15 protein-coding genes are annotated in these 15,692 nt (G+C 71.6%); 7 read left to right on the plus strand and 8 right to left on the minus strand.

Annotated features, from left to right (window positions below; genetic code table 11):
* Positions 1–14: 14 nt before the first annotated feature.
* From ACFWUZ_RS22925 to ACFWUZ_RS22945, 5 genes are read right to left on the minus strand one after another with little or no spacing between them, the layout of a single operon-like run.
* Positions 15–647 (minus strand): NuoI/complex I 23 kDa subunit family protein, encoded by a 633-nt coding sequence (locus ACFWUZ_RS22925; RefSeq protein WP_384376186.1) that lies wholly within the window; start codon positions 645–647, stop codon positions 15–17.
* Entirely contained in the window at positions 644–1,612 is a 969-nt protein-coding gene (locus ACFWUZ_RS22930) for an NADH-quinone oxidoreductase subunit H (protein WP_384375814.1), read from the minus strand. The genes ACFWUZ_RS22925 and ACFWUZ_RS22930 overlap by 4 nt, the downstream gene beginning before the upstream one ends.
* Positions 1,609–2,925, minus strand: coding sequence for an NADH-quinone oxidoreductase subunit C (locus ACFWUZ_RS22935; RefSeq protein ID WP_384375817.1), 1,317 nt, complete (start codon positions 2,923–2,925; stop codon positions 1,609–1,611). The genes ACFWUZ_RS22930 and ACFWUZ_RS22935 overlap by 4 nt, the downstream gene beginning before the upstream one ends.
* Complete coding sequence (locus tag ACFWUZ_RS22940; RefSeq protein ID WP_384375821.1) at positions 2,922–3,524, minus strand: NADH-quinone oxidoreductase subunit B; 603 nt, start codon at positions 3,522–3,524, stop codon at positions 2,922–2,924. Before ACFWUZ_RS22940 ends, ACFWUZ_RS22935 begins: the two co-directional genes overlap by 4 nt.
* Positions 3,515–3,922, minus strand: a complete 408-nt coding sequence (locus ACFWUZ_RS22945; protein WP_031145989.1) for an NADH-quinone oxidoreductase subunit A — start codon at positions 3,920–3,922, stop codon at positions 3,515–3,517. The genes ACFWUZ_RS22940 and ACFWUZ_RS22945 overlap by 10 nt, the downstream gene beginning before the upstream one ends.
* 147 nt (positions 3,923–4,069) lie before the next feature.
* Between ACFWUZ_RS22945 and ACFWUZ_RS22950 the strand changes: the two genes are divergently transcribed.
* The 7 genes from ACFWUZ_RS22950 (at position 4,070) to ACFWUZ_RS22980 (ending at position 13,552) form a co-directional block, all read left to right on the plus strand.
* Positions 4,070–5,239 carry a sensor histidine kinase gene (locus ACFWUZ_RS22950; RefSeq protein WP_384375824.1) on the plus strand — a complete coding sequence of 390 codons (1,170 nt, stop codon included), beginning with the start codon at positions 4,070–4,072 and terminating at the stop codon, positions 5,237–5,239.
* A 288-nt stretch (positions 5,240–5,527) separates the two neighbouring features.
* Positions 5,528–6,829 carry a sensor histidine kinase gene (locus ACFWUZ_RS22955; protein WP_384375827.1) on the plus strand — a complete coding sequence of 434 codons (1,302 nt, stop codon included), beginning with the start codon at positions 5,528–5,530 and terminating at the stop codon, positions 6,827–6,829.
* A gap of 191 nt (positions 6,830–7,020) precedes the next feature.
* The gene (locus tag ACFWUZ_RS22960) at positions 7,021–7,680 is read left to right on the plus strand and encodes a LuxR C-terminal-related transcriptional regulator (protein WP_384376189.1); all 660 of its coding nucleotides are present in this window, start codon (positions 7,021–7,023) and stop codon (positions 7,678–7,680) included.
* A 149-nt stretch (positions 7,681–7,829) separates the two neighbouring features.
* Entirely contained in the window at positions 7,830–9,773 is a 1,944-nt protein-coding gene (locus ACFWUZ_RS22965; protein WP_384375830.1) for a 2-oxoacid:acceptor oxidoreductase subunit alpha, read from the plus strand.
* On the plus strand, positions 9,766–10,845 hold the full coding sequence (locus ACFWUZ_RS22970) for a 2-oxoacid:ferredoxin oxidoreductase subunit beta (protein WP_384375833.1): 1,080 nt from the start codon (positions 9,766–9,768) through the stop codon (positions 10,843–10,845). Before ACFWUZ_RS22965 ends, ACFWUZ_RS22970 begins: the two co-directional genes overlap by 8 nt.
* Positions 10,846–11,071: 226 nt before the next feature.
* Positions 11,072–12,025 (plus strand): EamA family transporter RarD, encoded by a 954-nt coding sequence (rarD, locus tag ACFWUZ_RS22975; RefSeq protein WP_384375836.1) that lies wholly within the window; start codon positions 11,072–11,074, stop codon positions 12,023–12,025.
* Between the two features lie 210 nt (positions 12,026–12,235).
* Positions 12,236–13,552: a M28 family metallopeptidase gene (locus ACFWUZ_RS22980; RefSeq protein WP_384375839.1), complete on the plus strand. Its 1,317-nt coding sequence runs from the start codon at positions 12,236–12,238 to the stop codon at positions 13,550–13,552.
* Between the two features lie 183 nt (positions 13,553–13,735).
* On the opposite strand, the gene ACFWUZ_RS22985 is transcribed toward ACFWUZ_RS22980, so the two are convergent.
* The 3 genes from ACFWUZ_RS22985 to ACFWUZ_RS22995 form a co-directional block, all read right to left on the minus strand.
* Positions 13,736–14,152, minus strand: a complete 417-nt coding sequence (locus ACFWUZ_RS22985) for a hypothetical protein (protein WP_384375842.1) — start codon at positions 14,150–14,152, stop codon at positions 13,736–13,738.
* Positions 14,149–14,352 (minus strand): ribbon-helix-helix domain-containing protein, encoded by a 204-nt coding sequence (locus tag ACFWUZ_RS22990; protein WP_229337077.1) that lies wholly within the window; start codon positions 14,350–14,352, stop codon positions 14,149–14,151. Before ACFWUZ_RS22990 ends, ACFWUZ_RS22985 begins: the two co-directional genes overlap by 4 nt.
* Before the next feature lie 129 nt (positions 14,353–14,481).
* A complete protein-coding gene (locus ACFWUZ_RS22995) occupies positions 14,482–15,687 on the minus strand; it encodes an outer membrane lipoprotein carrier protein LolA (RefSeq protein WP_384375845.1) in 1,206 nt (401 codons plus the stop codon).
* Between the last annotated feature and the right edge of the window lie 5 nt (positions 15,688–15,692).

Genomic DNA, 15,692 nt, shown 5'->3' on the forward strand with positions numbered 1-15,692 from the left:
GGTGGCGGCGGGGGTCACGCGTTTGCCTCCGGGGTCGCGGTGGTCGGCGGTTCGGTCTCCGTGCCGGTCCCGGCCGCGGTGGCGGCCTCCGCGGCGGCCTCGGCGGCGGCCTCGGCGGCGGCTGCGGCGGCTTCGGCCTTCTCCACCGCCTTGCGGGCGGCGGCGACTTCCTTGGGCTCCTCGGCGGCCGGATCCAGGGCGGGCGGCGCAGGGACGGTCCACATCCACTCGCGGAGCTTGTCCCGCTCGTGCGTCAGTTCGTGGATGTCGGTCTCCGCGTACTCGAACTCCGGCGACCAGAAGAGGGCGTCGAAGGGGCACACCTCGATGCAGATGCCGCAGTACATGCAGAGGGAGAAGTCGATGGCGAAGCGGTCGAGGACGTTGCGGCTGCGCTCGCGGCCACCGGGGGTGGACGCGGGGACCGTCTCCTTGTGGGAGTCGATGTAGATGCACCAGTCGGGGCACTCGCGGGCGCACAGCATGCAGACCGTGCAGTTTTCCTCGAACAGGCCGATGACCCCGCGGGAGCGGGGCGGGAGTTCGGGCTGGACCTCGGGGTACTGGGCGGTGTGCGAGCGCTTCGTCATCGTGCGCAGCGTGACCGCCAGGCCCTTGGCGAGGCCGGATCCGGGGATGGGCATCAGTTGATCGCCACCTTCACGATGCCGGTGAGCGCGATCTGGGCGAGCGCGAGCGGGATGAGTACGGTCCAGGCGAGCTTCTGGAGCTGGTCCTCGCGCAGCCGCGGGTAGCTCACGCGGAGCCAGATCACGAGGAAGGCGAGGACCGCGGTCTTGAGGAGGGTCCACACCCAGCCGAGGCCGTCGGCCCCGAGGGGGCCGTGCCAGCCGCCGAGGAACAGGACGGTGGTGAGGGCGCAGAGCACGACGATGCCGGCGTACTCGGCGAGCAGGAACAGCGCGAAGCGCAGGCCGGTGTACTCGGTGTACGCGCCGAAGATGATCTCGGAGTCGGCGACGGGCATGTCGAAGGGGGGCCGCTGGAGTTCGGCGAGGCCGGCGGTGAAGAAGACGAGCGCGCCCACGATCTGCCAGGGCAGCCACCACCATTGGAAGGCGTCCACGATGCCGGGGAGGGAGACCGTCCCGGCGGCCATGGCCACGGAGGCCGCGGCGAGGAGCATGGGGAGCTCGTAGGCGAGCAGCTGGGCTGCGGTGCGCAGGCCTCCGAGCAGCGAGAACTTGTTCGCGGAGGCCCAGCCGGCCATCAGCGAGCCGAGGACTCCGACGCCCATGACGGCGAGGACGAAGAACACGCCGGCGTCGATGACCTGCCCGACCGCGCCTTCGCCGGGGCCGATGGGGACGGCGACGAGGACGAGGAGGTACGGGAGCAGGGCGACGGCGGGGGCGAGCTGGAAGATCCGCCGGTCGGCATTGGCCGGGACGATGTCTTCCTTCTGCGCGAACTTCACGCCGTCGGCGACGAGCTGGGCCCAGCCGTGGAATCCGCCGGCGTACATGGGGCCGAGGCGGCCCTGCATGTGCGCCATCACCTTGTGCTCGGTCTGCCCGACGACGAGCGGGAGCACGAGGAAGACGGCGAAGACGATCAGCAGCCGCAGGGCGACGTCGAGGACCTCGTTCACGCGTCGCCTCCGTTGTCGCGGGTGGGTTCGGCCTCGGGCGCGGTCTTCGGCCCGGGCGCGGGCGCCGGATCGGGCTTCGCCGCGGGCTCGGGCTTCGCCGTGGGCTTGTCCTGCGGTTCGGCCGCGGGCTGGGGCTCGGGCTGCGCGTCGGCGGCGGGCTCGGGCTGGGGCTCGGGCTGCGCGTCGGCCGCGGGCTCGGGCTGGGGCTCGGGCTGCGCGTCGGCCGCGGGCTCGGGCTTCGCCGCGGGCGCGGGGGCCGGCTTCGCCGGGGGCTCATCGAAGGCGGGCTTCGGGTCGTGCCAGGGGGCGTCGGAGCTGCGCGGCGCCGGGCGGGCGGGAGCCTGCGGCGGCTCCGACCCCGGGCCGGCCTGACTCGCCGAACCGTCCGACACCGAACGGGTACGACGCACCGGCCGCACCGGGGCCTCCGACTCCGAAACAGGGGCGTCCGACACCGGACCCGCCTGACTCGCCGAACCGTCCGACACCGAACGGGTACGACGCACCGGCCGCACCGGGGCCTCCGACTCCGAAACAGGGGCGTCCGACCCCGGACCCGCCTGACTCGCCGAACCGTCCGACACCGAACGGGTACGACGCACCGGCCGCACCGGGGCCTCCGGCTCCGGGGCGGCCGTGCCCTCCGCCGCGGGGCGGGGGCGGCGGGCCGGGGCGCCCTCGCGGGCGGCGCCGGCGGCGCGGGGGGTACGGGCCGGGCGGGCGGGGGCCGGCGGGAGCTGGCCCTTCATCGGCCCCCAGTCGTTCGGGTCCGGGACGCCCGGCGGAAGCATCTGGCGGCGCTTGGGCGCGTCCGGGTCGTGGGCCTCGCCCGGCTCCTTGGCACCGGGCCAGGCCTTGGCGACGCGCGCGGCCAGGACGAAGTCCTTGCGCAGCGGGTGCCCCTCGAAGTTCTCGGGGAGCAGCAGGGGGACGAGGTTCGGGTGGTCCGTGAAGGTCACCCCGAACATCTCGAAGGTCTCGCGCTCGTGCCATTCCGCGCCCGCGTAGACCGCGACCGCGGACGGCAGGGCGGGGGCCGTGTGCGGGACGGTCGTACGGAGCAGCAGCCGGCGTACGCGGTGGTTCTCCAGCGAGACCAGGTGTGCGCAGATCCGGAAGCCGGTGCCCGGCTCGTCGACGGCGCTCAGCCAGTCGAAGTACGTGCAGCCCAGCTTGTCCCGGGCGATCTCCAGCGAGGAGATCCACGAGCCGACGGGCACGTCCACCGTCAGGACGTCGTACGCGAACGAGCCCACGGCCTCTTCGCCGAAGACCGCCGGCGCCGCGTCGGGCAGGGAGTCGTAGAGGTTCACGCGCCGCTCCCGGGGGCCTGCGGAGGCGTGACCAGGCCGCTGGTGAGCTGGGACACGGACGGGTCCGTCGCGTAGCGGTCGGCGAGCGACTCGCGGGCGATCTTCTCCTGGAGCTTGAGGATGCCCTGGAGCAGCGCCTCCGGCCGGGGCGGGCAGCCGGGGACGTAGACGTCGACCGGGATGATCTGGTCCACGCCCTTCGTCACCGAGTACGAGTCCCAGTAGGGGCCGCCGCAGTTGGAGCAGGCGCCGAAGGAGATGACGTACTTCGGCTCCGGCATCTGCTCGTAGAGCCGCTTCACCGCGGGCGCCATCTTGTCCGTGACGGTGCCCGAGACGATCATGAGGTCGGCCTGGCGGGGCCCCGGTGCGAAGGGGATGACGCCGAGGCGGATGAAGTCGTGGCGGGCCATCGACGCGGCGATGAACTCGATCGCGCAGCAGGCGAGGCCGAAGTTGAAGACCCACAGGCTGTACCGGCGGCCCCAGTTCAGGACCACCTTCATCGGTTCCGGCGCGAGGCGGGAGAGCACTCCCAGACGCTTCGGCTCCGGGAGCAGCTGGGGCTCGGCCGGTGTGCGGGCCGGTGTCACGTCCATTCGAGGACGCCCTTCTTGTACGCATAGAGCAGGCCGACGGCCAGGAAGCCCAGGAAGATGAACATCTCCACGAGGGTCGTGGCGCCGTAACCGGCGGCGGCGAACACCGTCGCCCACGGGAACAGGAAGATCGAGTCGACGGCGAAGATGACGTAGAGGAAGGCGTAGACGTAGTAGCGGACCTGGGTGTGCGCCCAGCCCTCGCCCACCGGGTCCACACCGCATTCGTACGTCAGCAGCTTCTCGGGGGTCGGTACGACGGGGCGCAGCAGGCGGCCGGCGCCGAACGCCACGGCCACGAACAGCACACCGAGGACGGCCAGCAGGCCGACGACCGAATAGCTCCGGAAATAGTCGGCTGCGAGCACGGTTACGGTCGATACCGTTGGGTCGGACACGTCCGTTCCTCGCTCCTTGGCCACTGTCGGCGATCTGTTACGCACGGGAGTCTAGGGCCTGCCTCACACGGGGTGGGGTTATCCCCCGTTCACAGCACCCCGGCCACCCCATGGCATCAGTGCGTCGCGCTTGACAGGCTGTGGCGCATGACCACGAGCCATGACATCCCCGACGGGGACCAGCCTCCCCCCGTGCGTGCCGTCTTCGCTGCCGCGACGTGGAAGGAGATGGCCCATCTCCTGACCAACCTGCCGGTGGCGATCGTCGGATTCGTTTACACAGTTGTCATGGTTGCCACCGCCGGCGGTCTTTCGGTGACCGCGATCGGTCTTCCGCTGCTCGCTTGCGGTCTTTTCGGGTCCCGGCAGCTGGGACGGCTGGAGCGGGCTCGGGCCCGCGCGCTCCTGGGCGTACGGGTGGACGAGCCGACGCCGATTCCCGGTCCACGGCGGGCCGGGGGGTTCTTCCCCTGGCTGTGGACGTCCATCAAGGATCCCGTCGGCTGGCGGACCGTGCTGTACGAGCTGATCCGGCTGCCGTGGGGCGTCCTGACCTTCAGTATCGCGCTGACCGGGCTGTTCGTGCTGTGGCCGGTGCTGCCGTACGTGGTGCGCGGCCTGGCGAACGCGGACCGGGCGATGGTACGGGGCCTGCTGTCGCCCTCGGACGAGCTGGAGCGGCGGATCGCCGAGCTGGAGTCCGGCCGGGGCGTGGTGGTCGACACCGCGGCCGCCGACCTGCGGCGCATCGAGCGGGACCTGCACGACGGGGCGCAGGCGCGGCTGGTGGCGCTGGCGATGGGGCTGGGCCTGGCGAAGGAGAAGCTGCTGGAGGACCCGGAGGGGGCGGCGGCGATGGTCGACGAGGCGCACGGGGAAGTGAAGCTGGCCCTGCAGGAACTGCGGGACCTGGCGCGGGGCATCCACCCGGCGGTGCTGACCGACCGCGGTCTGGACGCGGCGCTGTCGTCGGTGGCGGCGCGGTGCGTGGTGCCGGTGAAGGTGTCGGTGGACCTGCCGGCGCGGCCGGCGGAGGCGATCGAGGGGATCGCGTACTTCGTGGTGTCGGAGCTGCTGCAGAACGTGAGCAAGCACGCGCGGGCGCAGGGTGCGGGCGTCGAGGTGTGGCGGTCGGGGGCGCGGCTGCTGATCCGGGTCTCGGACGACGGGCGGGGTGGTGCGCGGTTGTCCGGCGGGACGGGGATGGCGGGGCTCGCGGAGCGGTTGGGGGCGGTGGACGGGGTGTTCGTCCTGGACTCCCCCGAGGGGGCGGGGACGGTGGTCACGGCGGAGCTGCCGTGGCGCGGCCGCGGGTAGGTGGGGTGGTGGTGCTTGAGCGGGGCTCCCGGCCGGGTCGGCGGGGGCCCCGTTCGTGCGTCCGCGCGGCGACGCCTCCCGGGGCGCCGCCCCGGACCCCGCGCCTCGAACGCCGGCCGGACCGGATCTGCCCCCCGGCTGCCCGGGCTCGGCCGGGCTGGAGTCCGTCCGGGTGTGGGTGGGGGGTTAACCCCCCTGTCGAGAGGCCCACTCGCCGCATGGTCCGGCGGCATGGGGGGCGGGAGGGTGGGGGGTGTGGAGAGAAGACGGGAAGGGTGGGTCGGGAGCATGGACGACGGCTTGGGTTCGGGGACGGGGATCGGTGCGGCGCTGCGGGCGCCCGTCGCCGGGCGGACGTGGCGGGAGCTGGGGTACCTGCTGCTCGGGCTGCCGCTCAGCACCCTGTACTTCTCCCTCGCCGTGGCCGGCGTGAGCGTCGGCGCCGGGCTTCTGGTGACCTTCCTCGGGATCCCCGTGCTGGCGGGGGTGCTCGCGATGTGCCGCGGGTTCGGGCAGCTGGAGCGGGCCCGGGCACGGGTCCTGCTCGGTGTGCGCTTCGCCGGCCCCGCGCCGGTCCGGGCGCGGAAGGGCGGGGCCCTGGCCGCCATGGGGGCGATGCTCAAGAGCGGGAGCGCCTGGCGGCACCTGCTGTACTCCGTGGTCCACTTCCCGTGGGCGGTGTTCGGCTTCTGCGTGGCGCTGACGTTCTGGACGACCGGCTGGAGCCTCCTGCTGTACCCGGTCTGGTTCTGGGTCTTCCCCGCCTTCACCGACCAGCCCGGCCTGCAGCTCTTCCAGAACGGCGACTACTCCTACTACCTCGACTCGCCCGCCGCGATCCTCCTGACCTTCCTGGTCGGGGCAGTCCTCACCCTCGCCACCCCGTGGGTGCTGCGGGCCCTGACCTGCGTCGACCGGCTGATGGTCGGCGGGCTGCTCGGGCCGTCGCGCCTGGACGACCGCGTCAGCGAGCTGGAGTCCGGCCGCGGGGTGGTCGTGGACACGGCCGCCGCCGACCTGCGGCGCATCGAGCGGGACCTGCACGACGGGGCCCAGGCCCGCCTCGCCGCCCTCGCCATGGACCTGGGGCTGGCGAAGGAGAAGCTCACCGAGGATCCGCGGGCCGCGGCCCGGGTGGTGGACGAGGCGCACGGGGAGGTCAAGATCGCCCTCCAGGAGCTGCGCGACCTGGCCCGGGGGATCCACCCGGCGGTGCTGACCGACCGCGGCCTGGACGCGGCGCTGTCGTCGGTGGCGGCGCGGTGCGCGGTGCCGGTGCGGGTGTCCGTGGACCTGCCGGCCCGCCCCGCGGCCGCGATCGAGGGGATCGCGTACTTCACCGTCTCGGAGCTGCTGCAGAACGTCAGCAAGCACGCCCTGGCCCGGTCGGCCTCCGTGGACGTGTGGAAGGCCGGGGAGCGGCTGCTGATCCAGGTGGCCGACGACGGCCGCGGCGGGGCGGACGCCGGGGCCGGGACGGGGCTGGCGGGGCTGACCGGGCGGCTGGACGCCGTCGACGGGCTGCTGGTCGTCGACTCCCCGGCCGGCGGCGGGACCACGGTCACCGCCGAGCTCCCCTGGCGCGCGTGACCGCCGTCCCGCCCGGCCGGGACGGGCGTGCGTGACCGCCGTCCCGCCCGGCCCGGACCCGAAAACTCCCGCCGCACGTCCACCCGTTGTCCCGGCTCTGCCTGGATCCGGCCTCGAGGCTGGGATGCTTGGCTGGGTAACGGGATGCGGGAACGAGTGGACGCGGGAGCTGCTGGATCGTGGAAGACAGGGTGCGGGTGGTCATCGCCGAGGATTCAGTGCTGCTGCGCGAGGGCCTGACCCGGTTGCTGACCGACCGGGGGCATGACGTCGTCGCGGGCGTCGGGGACGCGGAAGCCCTGATCAAGACGGTGGGGGAACTGGCGGCGGAGGACGCGCTGCCGGATGTGGTGGTGGCCGACGTGCGGATGCCGCCGACCCACACCGACGAGGGCGTACGGGCTGCCGTACGGCTGCGTCGCGAGCATCCCGGGATAGGCGTGCTGGTGCTGTCGCAGTACGTGGAGGAGCAGTACGCCACCGAACTCCTCGCCGGTTCCAGCACCGGGGTGGGGTACCTGCTCAAGGACCGGGTCGCCGACGTGCGGGAATTCCTGGACGCCGTGGTCCGCGTGGCCCGGGGCGGTACCGCCCTGGACCCCGAGGTGGTGGCCCAGCTGCTCGGCCGCAGCCGGAAGCAGGACGTGCTCGCGGGCCTGACCCCGCGCGAGCGCGAGGTGCTCGGCCTGATGGCCGAAGGCCGTACCAATTCCGCCGTGGCCAAGCAGCTGGTGGTCAGCGACGGGGCGGTGGAGAAGCACGTCAGCAACATCTTCATGAAGCTCGGCCTCTCGCCCAGTGACGGGGATCACCGGCGTGTTCTGGCCGTTCTCACTTACCTGAGATCGTGATCGACTGACACTCTGTCAGATATGGCATACCGGTCGGATCGTCTCAAGGGGCGGTCCGACGGTCCAGAATGTGGTCGCCCTCTTGGACCTGATCGCTACGGACGTAGGGTGGGTCTTGGGGAACCACGCCTCGGAGGAGGTCCAGTTCAGTGACCAGCCAGGTCAGCAGCCCAGCCGAGCAGGCCGACGGGGCCGACGGAGCGACCGTCGGCGGACAGCGCACTCCGGCGGCCCCCGGCGGCAAGGAAGTCCGCCGCCTCGATCGTGTGATCATCCGATTCGCAGGCGACTCGGGTGACGGTATGCAACTCACCGGTGACCGGTTCACGTCGGAAACGGCGTCGTTCGGCAACGACCTGTCGACGCTGCCGAACTTCCCGGCCGAGATCCGGGCACCTGCCGGAACCCTGCCGGGCGTCTCCTCGTTCCAGCTGCACTTCGCCGACCACGACATCCTCACGCCGGGCGACGCCCCGAACGTGCTGGTGGCGATGAATCCGGCGGCGCTGAAGGCGAACATCGGGGACGTGCCGCGCGGCGCGGAGATCATCGTCAACACCGATGAGTTCACCAAGCGCCCGATGGCCAAGGTCGGGTACGCGACCTCCCCGCTGGAGGACGGCTCCCTCGACGCCTACAACCTGCACCCGGTCCCCCTGACCACGCTGACGGTCGAGGCCCTGAAGGACTTCGGGCTGCCCCGCAAGGAGGCCGAGCGCAGCAAGAACATGTTCGCGCTGGGGCTGCTGTCGTGGATGTACCACCGGCCGACGGAGGGTACGGAGGCCTTCCTGCGGCAGAAGTTCGCGAAGAAGCCGCAGATCGCGGAGGCGAACGTCGCCGCGTTCCGGGCGGGCTGGAACTTCGGGGAGACGACCGAGGACTTCGCGGTCTCCTACGAGGTCGCGCCCGCGAGCCAGGCCTTCCCCACCGGCACCTACCGCAACATCTCGGGGAACCTCGCCCTGTCCTACGGCCTGATCGCGGCCGGCCAGCAGGCGGACCTGCCGCTGTACCTGGGCTCGTACCCGATCACCCCGGCCTCCGACATCCTGCACGAGCTGTCCCGGCACAAGAACTTCGGCGTGCGGACCTTCCAGGCCGAGGACGAGATCGCCGGGATCGGCGCGGCGCTGGGCGCGGCGTTCGGCGGGGCCCTGGCGGTGACGACCACCTCGGGGCCGGGCGTGGCGCTGAAGTCGGAGACCATCGGGCTGGCGGTGTCGCTGGAGCTGCCGCTGCTGATCGTGGACATCCAGCGCGGCGGCCCGTCCACCGGCCTGCCGACCAAGACCGAGCAGGCGGACCTGCTGCAGGCCATGTACGGGCGCAACGGCGAGGCCCCGGTCCCGATCGTCGCTCCCCGCACCCCGGCGGACTGCTTCGACGCGGCGCTGGAAGCGGCCCGGATCGCCCTGACCTACCGGACGCCGGTGTTCCTGCTCTCCGACGGGTACCTCGCCAACGGCTCCGAGCCGTGGCGGATCCCCGAGGTCGCCGACCTGCCCGACCTGAAGGTCAGGTTCGCCACCGCGCCCAACCACACCCTGCCCGACGGCAGCGAGGCCTTCTGGCCCTACAAGCGCGACCCGCAGACCCTGGCCCGCCCCTGGGCCGTCCCGGGCACCCCGGGCCTGGAGCACCGCATCGGCGGCATCGAGAAGCAGGACGGCACCGGGAACATCTCCTACGACCCGGCCAACCACGACTTCATGGTCCGCACCCGCCAGGCCAAGATCGACAACATCACGGTCCCGGACCTGGAGGTGGACGACCCCCACGGCGCCCGGACCCTGGTCATCGGCTGGGGCTCCACGTACGGCCCGATCACCGCCGCGGTCCGCCGCGTGCGCGCCGCCGGCCGGCCCGTCGCCCAGGCGCACCTGCGCCACCTGAACCCCTTCCCGGGGAATCTGGGGGCGGTCCTGGGGCGTTACGACAAGGTAGTGGTACCGGAGATGAACCTCGGGCAGCTGGCCACTTTGATCCGGGCGAAATACCTGGTCGACGCCCAGTCGTACCACCAGGTCAACGGAATGCCGTTCAAGGCCGAGCAGCTCGCCACGGTTCTCGAGGAGGCCATCAATGACTGAGGTGACGGACGCTCCCGCCGGCCACCGCGACCTGCTGTCGCTGGTGCCCAAGGCCGACGCGAAGCAGTCGATGAAGGACTTCAAGTCCGACCAGGAGGTCCGCTGGTGCCCCGGCTGCGGCGACTACGCCGTCCTCGCCGCCGTCCAGGGGTTCATGCCCGAACTCGGCCTGGCGAAGGAGAACATCGTCTTCGTCTCCGGGATCGGCTGCTCCTCCCGCTTCCCGTACTACATGAACACCTACGGGATGCACTCCATCCACGGCCGTGCCCCCGCCATCGCCACCGGGCTGGCCACCTCGCGCCGCGACCTGTCCGTCTGGGTCGTCACGGGTGACGGTGACGCCCTGTCCATCGGCGGAAACCACCTGATCCACGCGCTGCGCCGCAACGTCAACCTCAAGATCCTGCTGTTCAACAACCGGATCTACGGGCTGACCAAGGGCCAGTACTCCCCCACCTCGGAAGTCGGCAAGGTCACCAAGTCCACGCCGATGGGCTCCCTGGACGCCCCCTTCAACCCGGTGTCCCTCGCCATCGGCGCCGAGGCCTCCTTCGTCGCCCGCACGGTCGACTCCGACCGCAAGCACCTGACCGAGGTGCTGCGCCGGGCCGCGGACCACCAGGGCACCGCCCTGGTGGAGATCTACCAGAACTGCAACATCTTCAACGACGGGGCCTTCGAAGCGCTCAAGGACAAGGACCAGGCCCTGGAAGCGGTGATCCGCCTCGAACACGGCCGTCCCATCCGCTTCGGCGCCGACGACGCCAACGGGGTCGTGCGCAACCCCGCGACCGGCGACCTGGAGGTCGTCACGGTGACCCCGGAGAACGAGGCGCGCGTCCTCGTCCACGACACGGGCGTCGCCAGCCCCACCCACGCCTTCGCCCTCTCCCGCCTCGCCGACCCGGACACGCTCCACCGCACGCCCATCGGGGTCTTCCGCGACGTCGAACGGCCCGTCTACGACACCCTCATGGCCGACCAGCTCGACACCGCGATCGACCGCAACGGCAAGGGCGACCTCACCACCCTCCTGCACGGCAACGACACCTGGACCGTCGTCGGCTGAGCTGCCGGCGCGGCGACCCGCCGGAGGCGCACACCGCCGGACGCGGCCCCGCAAACGCACGGAGCCCGGATCTCCCAGAGATCCGGGCTCCGTGCGTTGCGGGCTCCGGCCCCCTCCGGGCACCACCGGCCGAGATGTCATGAGTATCTCCGTAAGACGGACATGACATCGGGCTCGCGCGGCGCTACCGTCGTCACGGTTGGCTGGAATGCGTACAGGAGGTCCCGTGAAGGCGGAGAACGATCAGCGCGCGGGTCTGCTCAGCGGATTCGGCGCCTACGGGCTGTGGGGGCTGGTCCCCCTCTTCTGGCCCCTCCTGAAGCCCTCGGCACCCGTCGAGATCCTCGCCCACCGCATGGTGTGGTCACTGGCCGTGGTCGGCCTGGCGCTGCTCGCGCTGCGCCGCTGGGGCTGGATACGGGAGCTGCTCCGCCGCCCCCGCAAGCTCGCCCTGACCACGCTGGCCGCCTGTGTGATCACCGTGAACTGGGGCCTGTACATCTGGGCCGTCAACAACGGCCACGTCGTCGAGGCGAGCCTCGGCTACTTCATCAACCCCCTGGTCAGCATCGCGATCGGAGTGCTGGTGCTCGGGGAACGGCTGCGCCGGGCGCAGTGGGCGGCCGTCGCCATCAGCTTCGCGGCCGTGCTGGTGCTCGCGATCGGGTACGGCCGGCCGCCGTGGATCTCACTGGTCCTGGCCTTCTCCTTCGCCACGTACGGGCTGATCAAGAAGAAGCTCGACATGGGCGGGCTGGAGTCACTGACGGCCGAGACCGCCGTGCTGTTCCTGCCCGCCCTCGGTTACCTGCTGTGGCTGGGCACGCAGGGCCGCTCCACCTTCGCCACCGAGGGACTGGGCCACTCCGCCCTGCTCGCCTCGACCGGAGTGGTCACCGCGATCCCGCTGGTGCTCTTCGGCGCGGCCGCGATCCGGGTCCCGCTGTCCACGCTCGGGCTGCTGCAGTACACGGCCCCGGTGTTCCAGTTCGGCCTCGGCGTCCTGTACTTCCACGAGGCGATGCCCCCCGAGCGCTGGGCCGGCTTCTCGCTGGTGTGGGCCGCGCTCGCCCTCCTGACCTGGGACGCGCTGCGCACGAACCGCCGGTCGCGGATGCGGCTCGCGGCCGCGGCGAAGGCACCGGCGGCGGTCGCGGCTCCGACGCGCGAGCCGGCGTAACAGCACACGCTCCACCCCCACGATCCCCGGTGCGGACCCCCCGCACCGGGGATCGTCCGTTTTCCGAACTGCCCTGACCGGATTATGGTCTTGACCGATTGTCATGTTCTCGCTGACCATCAGGCTCGCACTGACGCACTGACGCACGAATGCTCACTCGCGCCACCACCGCACGTTCCGTCATATCCCCGCGGAATCCCGGAGCCCCCCATGAGCCTGTCCGTCTCCCGGCGCCTTGCCGCTGTGACCGCCTTCGCGGTCGCCGGCCTGTTCGCCACCGCCACTCCCGCCGCACTCGCCGCCCCCACGGCGGTCACCGCGGCGCCGACGCCTCCCGACATTCCGCTGGCCAACGTCAAGGCCCACCTGTCGCAGTTCTCCACCATCGCCGCCAACAACGGCGGCAACCGCGCGCACGGCCGGCCCGGCTACAAGGCCTCGATCGACTACGTGAAGGCCAAGCTGGACGCGGCGGGCTTCACCACCACCCTGCAGACCTTCACCTCCAGCGGCGCCACCGGCTACAACCTGATAGCCGACTGGCCGGGCGGCGACCCCAACTCGGTCCTGATGGCGGGCGCGCACCTGGACTCGGTCAGCTCGGGCGCGGGCATCAACGACAACGGCTCGGGCAGCGCGGCCGTGCTGGAGACGGCCCTCGCGGTCTCCCGGGCCGGCCTCCAGCCCACGAAGCACCTGCGCTTCGGCTGGTGGGGCGCGGAGGAGCTGGGCCTGATCGGCTCGAAGCACTACGTCAACAACCTGCCGGCCGCGGAACGCGCGAAGTTCTCGGGCTACCTGAACTTCGACATGATCGGCTCGCCGAACCCGGGCTACTTCGTCTACGACGACGACCCGGCGATCGAGCAGACCTTCAAGAACTACTACGCGGGCCTCGGCGTGCCCACGGAGATCGAGACCGAGGGCGACGGCCGCTCCGACCACGCCTCGTTCAAGAACGTCGGCATCCCGGTCGGCGGCCTGTTCACCGGCGCCAGCCGGACGAAGTCGGCAGCTCAGGCACAGAAGTGGGGCGGCACCTCCGGTCAGGCCTTCGACCGCTGCTACCACTCCTCCTGCGACTCGCTGTCGAACATCAACGACACCGCGCTGGACCGCAACGCGGACGCCGTCGCCTACGCGATCTGGAACCTCGGGGCGGCCACCCCGGTCCCGCCGGGCCCGTCCTTCGAGAACACCGCCGACGTGAACATCCCGGACTCCCCCGCCGCCGCGGTGAACTCGCCGATCACGGTCTCCGGCGTGGCGGGCAACGCTCCCGCGACCACCAAGGTCGACGTGAACATCGTCCACACCTACCGCGGTGACCTGGTGGTCGACCTGGTCGCCCCGGACGGCACGGTCTACAACCTGCACAACCGCTCCGGCGGCAGCGCCGACAACCTCGTGCAGTCGTACACCGTCAACGCCTCCAGCGAGGTCGCGAACGGGGTCTGGCAGCTCCGCGCCAAGGACGGGGCGGCGCAGGACGTCGGCTACATCAACAGCTGGAAGATCAGCTTCTAGGAGACCGCCTCCCAGGAGCCGTCTCCGGGCCGATCGCCCCGATCACCCCCATGGCCTCGGCCGCCGCCGCGGACCCCGCCCCCTCACGGTGCGGGAGCGGCGGCGGCCGAGGTGTTCGGCGCTCCGGGCGTACGGCGGACCGCGTGCGGGTCCCGCACCCCGGCGGGGCGCCGGGTGGTGGTGCTACGCGTCCTCCGCCTCGCCCCGCAGCGAGGCGGGCAGCGGGTCCTGTATGCGGGCGCGCAGTTCCTCGGCCACGGCGGCGACGTCCGCGCGGCCCAGCTTCGCCGCCTCGACCAGGTCGCCGAGCACTTCCGGCGACGGCAGCTGGCCGGCGCCGGCCACGCGCAGGTACGAGCGGGTGGCGGCGGCCGCGTAGAACTCGTTCATCGGGGATTCCAGCGCCGGGCACACCGCGAGGGTGTGCAGGAACGCGGCGGCCCGCCACGCGGTGTCCGGGGCGGGCTGTTCGGGCACCAGGACGAGGTCGTTCTGGTGACGGGCGACGGCGGCGGCCACCCCCGAGGGGTCCCACACGGCGGGGTCGGACGGGAGATGGTGGGCCAGAGCGGTCCAGGCCCACTCCATGGTGATCTTCAATTGCCGAACCGCTCCTGGAAGTAGCTCCAGTGGTCGGCGAACTCCTCTATGCCGGACAGGAAGTTCTTCCGGTCCTCGTCGAGTTCGCGTTCCGTGACCTCGGTGATCAGCGCGGTGACCGTCGTCCCCAGTGCCGCCGCGCGCGCCTTCAGGCGTTCGTGGAACTCTTCGTCCAGGCGGATGGTGACGTGTCTCGACATGCCCTCCACCGTACAGCGGGTGTGCTGTACGCAGGAGGGGAACGGCGGAAGGGTGGGCCGGGACACATCCCCGGCCCACCCTTCGGACAGTCTTCCTACGGGTGACTGCTCGTGACTGACTGCCTGCGACTACTTGTTGGCGTCGGCCGCCTTCACCAGTGCGTCCTTCGTGACGGCGCCCACGTAGACCTTGCCGTCGTCGGTGATCAGCGCGTTGACCACGCGGGTGGAGAAGACGCGGCCCTCGCCGAACTTCCCGGAGACCTTGTCCCCGAGGGAGTCGAGGAACTGCTTGGCCTCCTTGGGCGCGTTCTTGTCGTTCTCCAGGTCCTTGAGGCCCTTGCCCTGGCCGGAGTCGATCCGGGCGATCGTGGCCCAGCCCTCGCCGAGGACCTTCACGTCACCCTTGCCGTTCGCCCCGCCGATCAGGCCCTCCAGCCCCGGGAAGGACTCCAGCGCCTTGAACTCCTTCTCCCCTCGGGCCGACTCGGCCGCGCCCTCGGTCACCTTGGCGCCCTTGGGCGGGGTGAAGGCGAAGGTGTCGGCGGACGGCTTGGCGAAGTCCACCTTGGTGAAGCCCGCGTCCACGATCGGCTTGCCGCCCTGGGTGGACAGCACCTGCACGCGCAGCGGCACGCCGTTCCTGGCGTCCACCGCGATCTGGACCGAGGCGATGGTGGAGCCGCTCTGCTTGGGCTTGAGCACCAGCTGGTAGGCGTCGCGGCCGGCCACCTGGGCCGTGTCGCCGACGCTGACGTCGGTGGTCGGACCGGCTGCCTTCAGGAGGTCCTCGGCGAGCTGCTGGGGCGAGGCGGCCAGGCGGTCACCCGTCTTGTGGTCCTTGCCCTCGCCCTTGCCGCCGTCCCTGCCCGGCTCGGCCTTCTCGTGGAAGACCTCGTTCGACTTGGAGTCGTACCCCCACACGTCGGCGCCGTTGTGGATGAGGCTGTACTCGTCCTTGCCGTCCAGGAAGGTGAGCTTCTGGCGGTCCGGGCCGTCGGCGGCGACACGGAAGGTGTGCGTACCGCTCGCCAGCTGGGCGACCTTGTCCTCCGGGTCGGCGGAGCCTCCCGCCACGCCGCCTCCGCCGAGCAGGCCGGTGGCGATCGTCGGCAGGCCGAGGTCGGTGCTGAGCCTGGCCGTGCCGGACAGCTCCTGGACGTCGGAGGCGGCGACCTTCTCGATCAGCTGCTGCGCCGTCACCTTCGGAAGGTCGGGTCCGCCGGCATTGGCGAAGGCCGGGACCATCGCGACGGTCGCCGCGGCCACACCTGCCACCGCGACCGGTACGGCGTACCGGGCGACCTTGCGAGAAGTCTTCGTATTCGCTGCCATGTGAG

Source organism: Streptomyces sp. NPDC058646, assembly GCF_042716875.1.
Taxonomy (GTDB): Bacteria; Actinomycetota; Actinomycetes; order Streptomycetales; family Streptomycetaceae; genus Streptomyces.

Coding starts and splice junctions, on each gene's coding strand:
- ACFWUZ_RS22940 (WP_384375821.1), bottom strand. CDS start 3,524: ATGGACGTGACACCGGCCCGCACACCGGCCGAGCCCCAGCTGCTCCCG.
- ACFWUZ_RS22950 (WP_384375824.1), top strand. CDS start 4,070: ATGACCACGAGCCATGACATCCCCGACGGGGACCAGCCTCCCCCCGTG.
- ACFWUZ_RS22955 (WP_384375827.1), top strand. CDS start 5,528: ATGGACGACGGCTTGGGTTCGGGGACGGGGATCGGTGCGGCGCTGCGG.
- ACFWUZ_RS22970 (WP_384375833.1), top strand. CDS start 9,766: ATGACTGAGGTGACGGACGCTCCCGCCGGCCACCGCGACCTGCTGTCG.
- ACFWUZ_RS22980 (WP_384375839.1), top strand. CDS start 12,236: ATGAGCCTGTCCGTCTCCCGGCGCCTTGCCGCTGTGACCGCCTTCGCG.
- ACFWUZ_RS22990 (WP_229337077.1), bottom strand. CDS start 14,352: ATGTCGAGACACGTCACCATCCGCCTGGACGAAGAGTTCCACGAACGC.
- ACFWUZ_RS22995 (WP_384375845.1), bottom strand. CDS start 15,687: ATGGCAGCGAATACGAAGACTTCTCGCAAGGTCGCCCGGTACGCCGTA.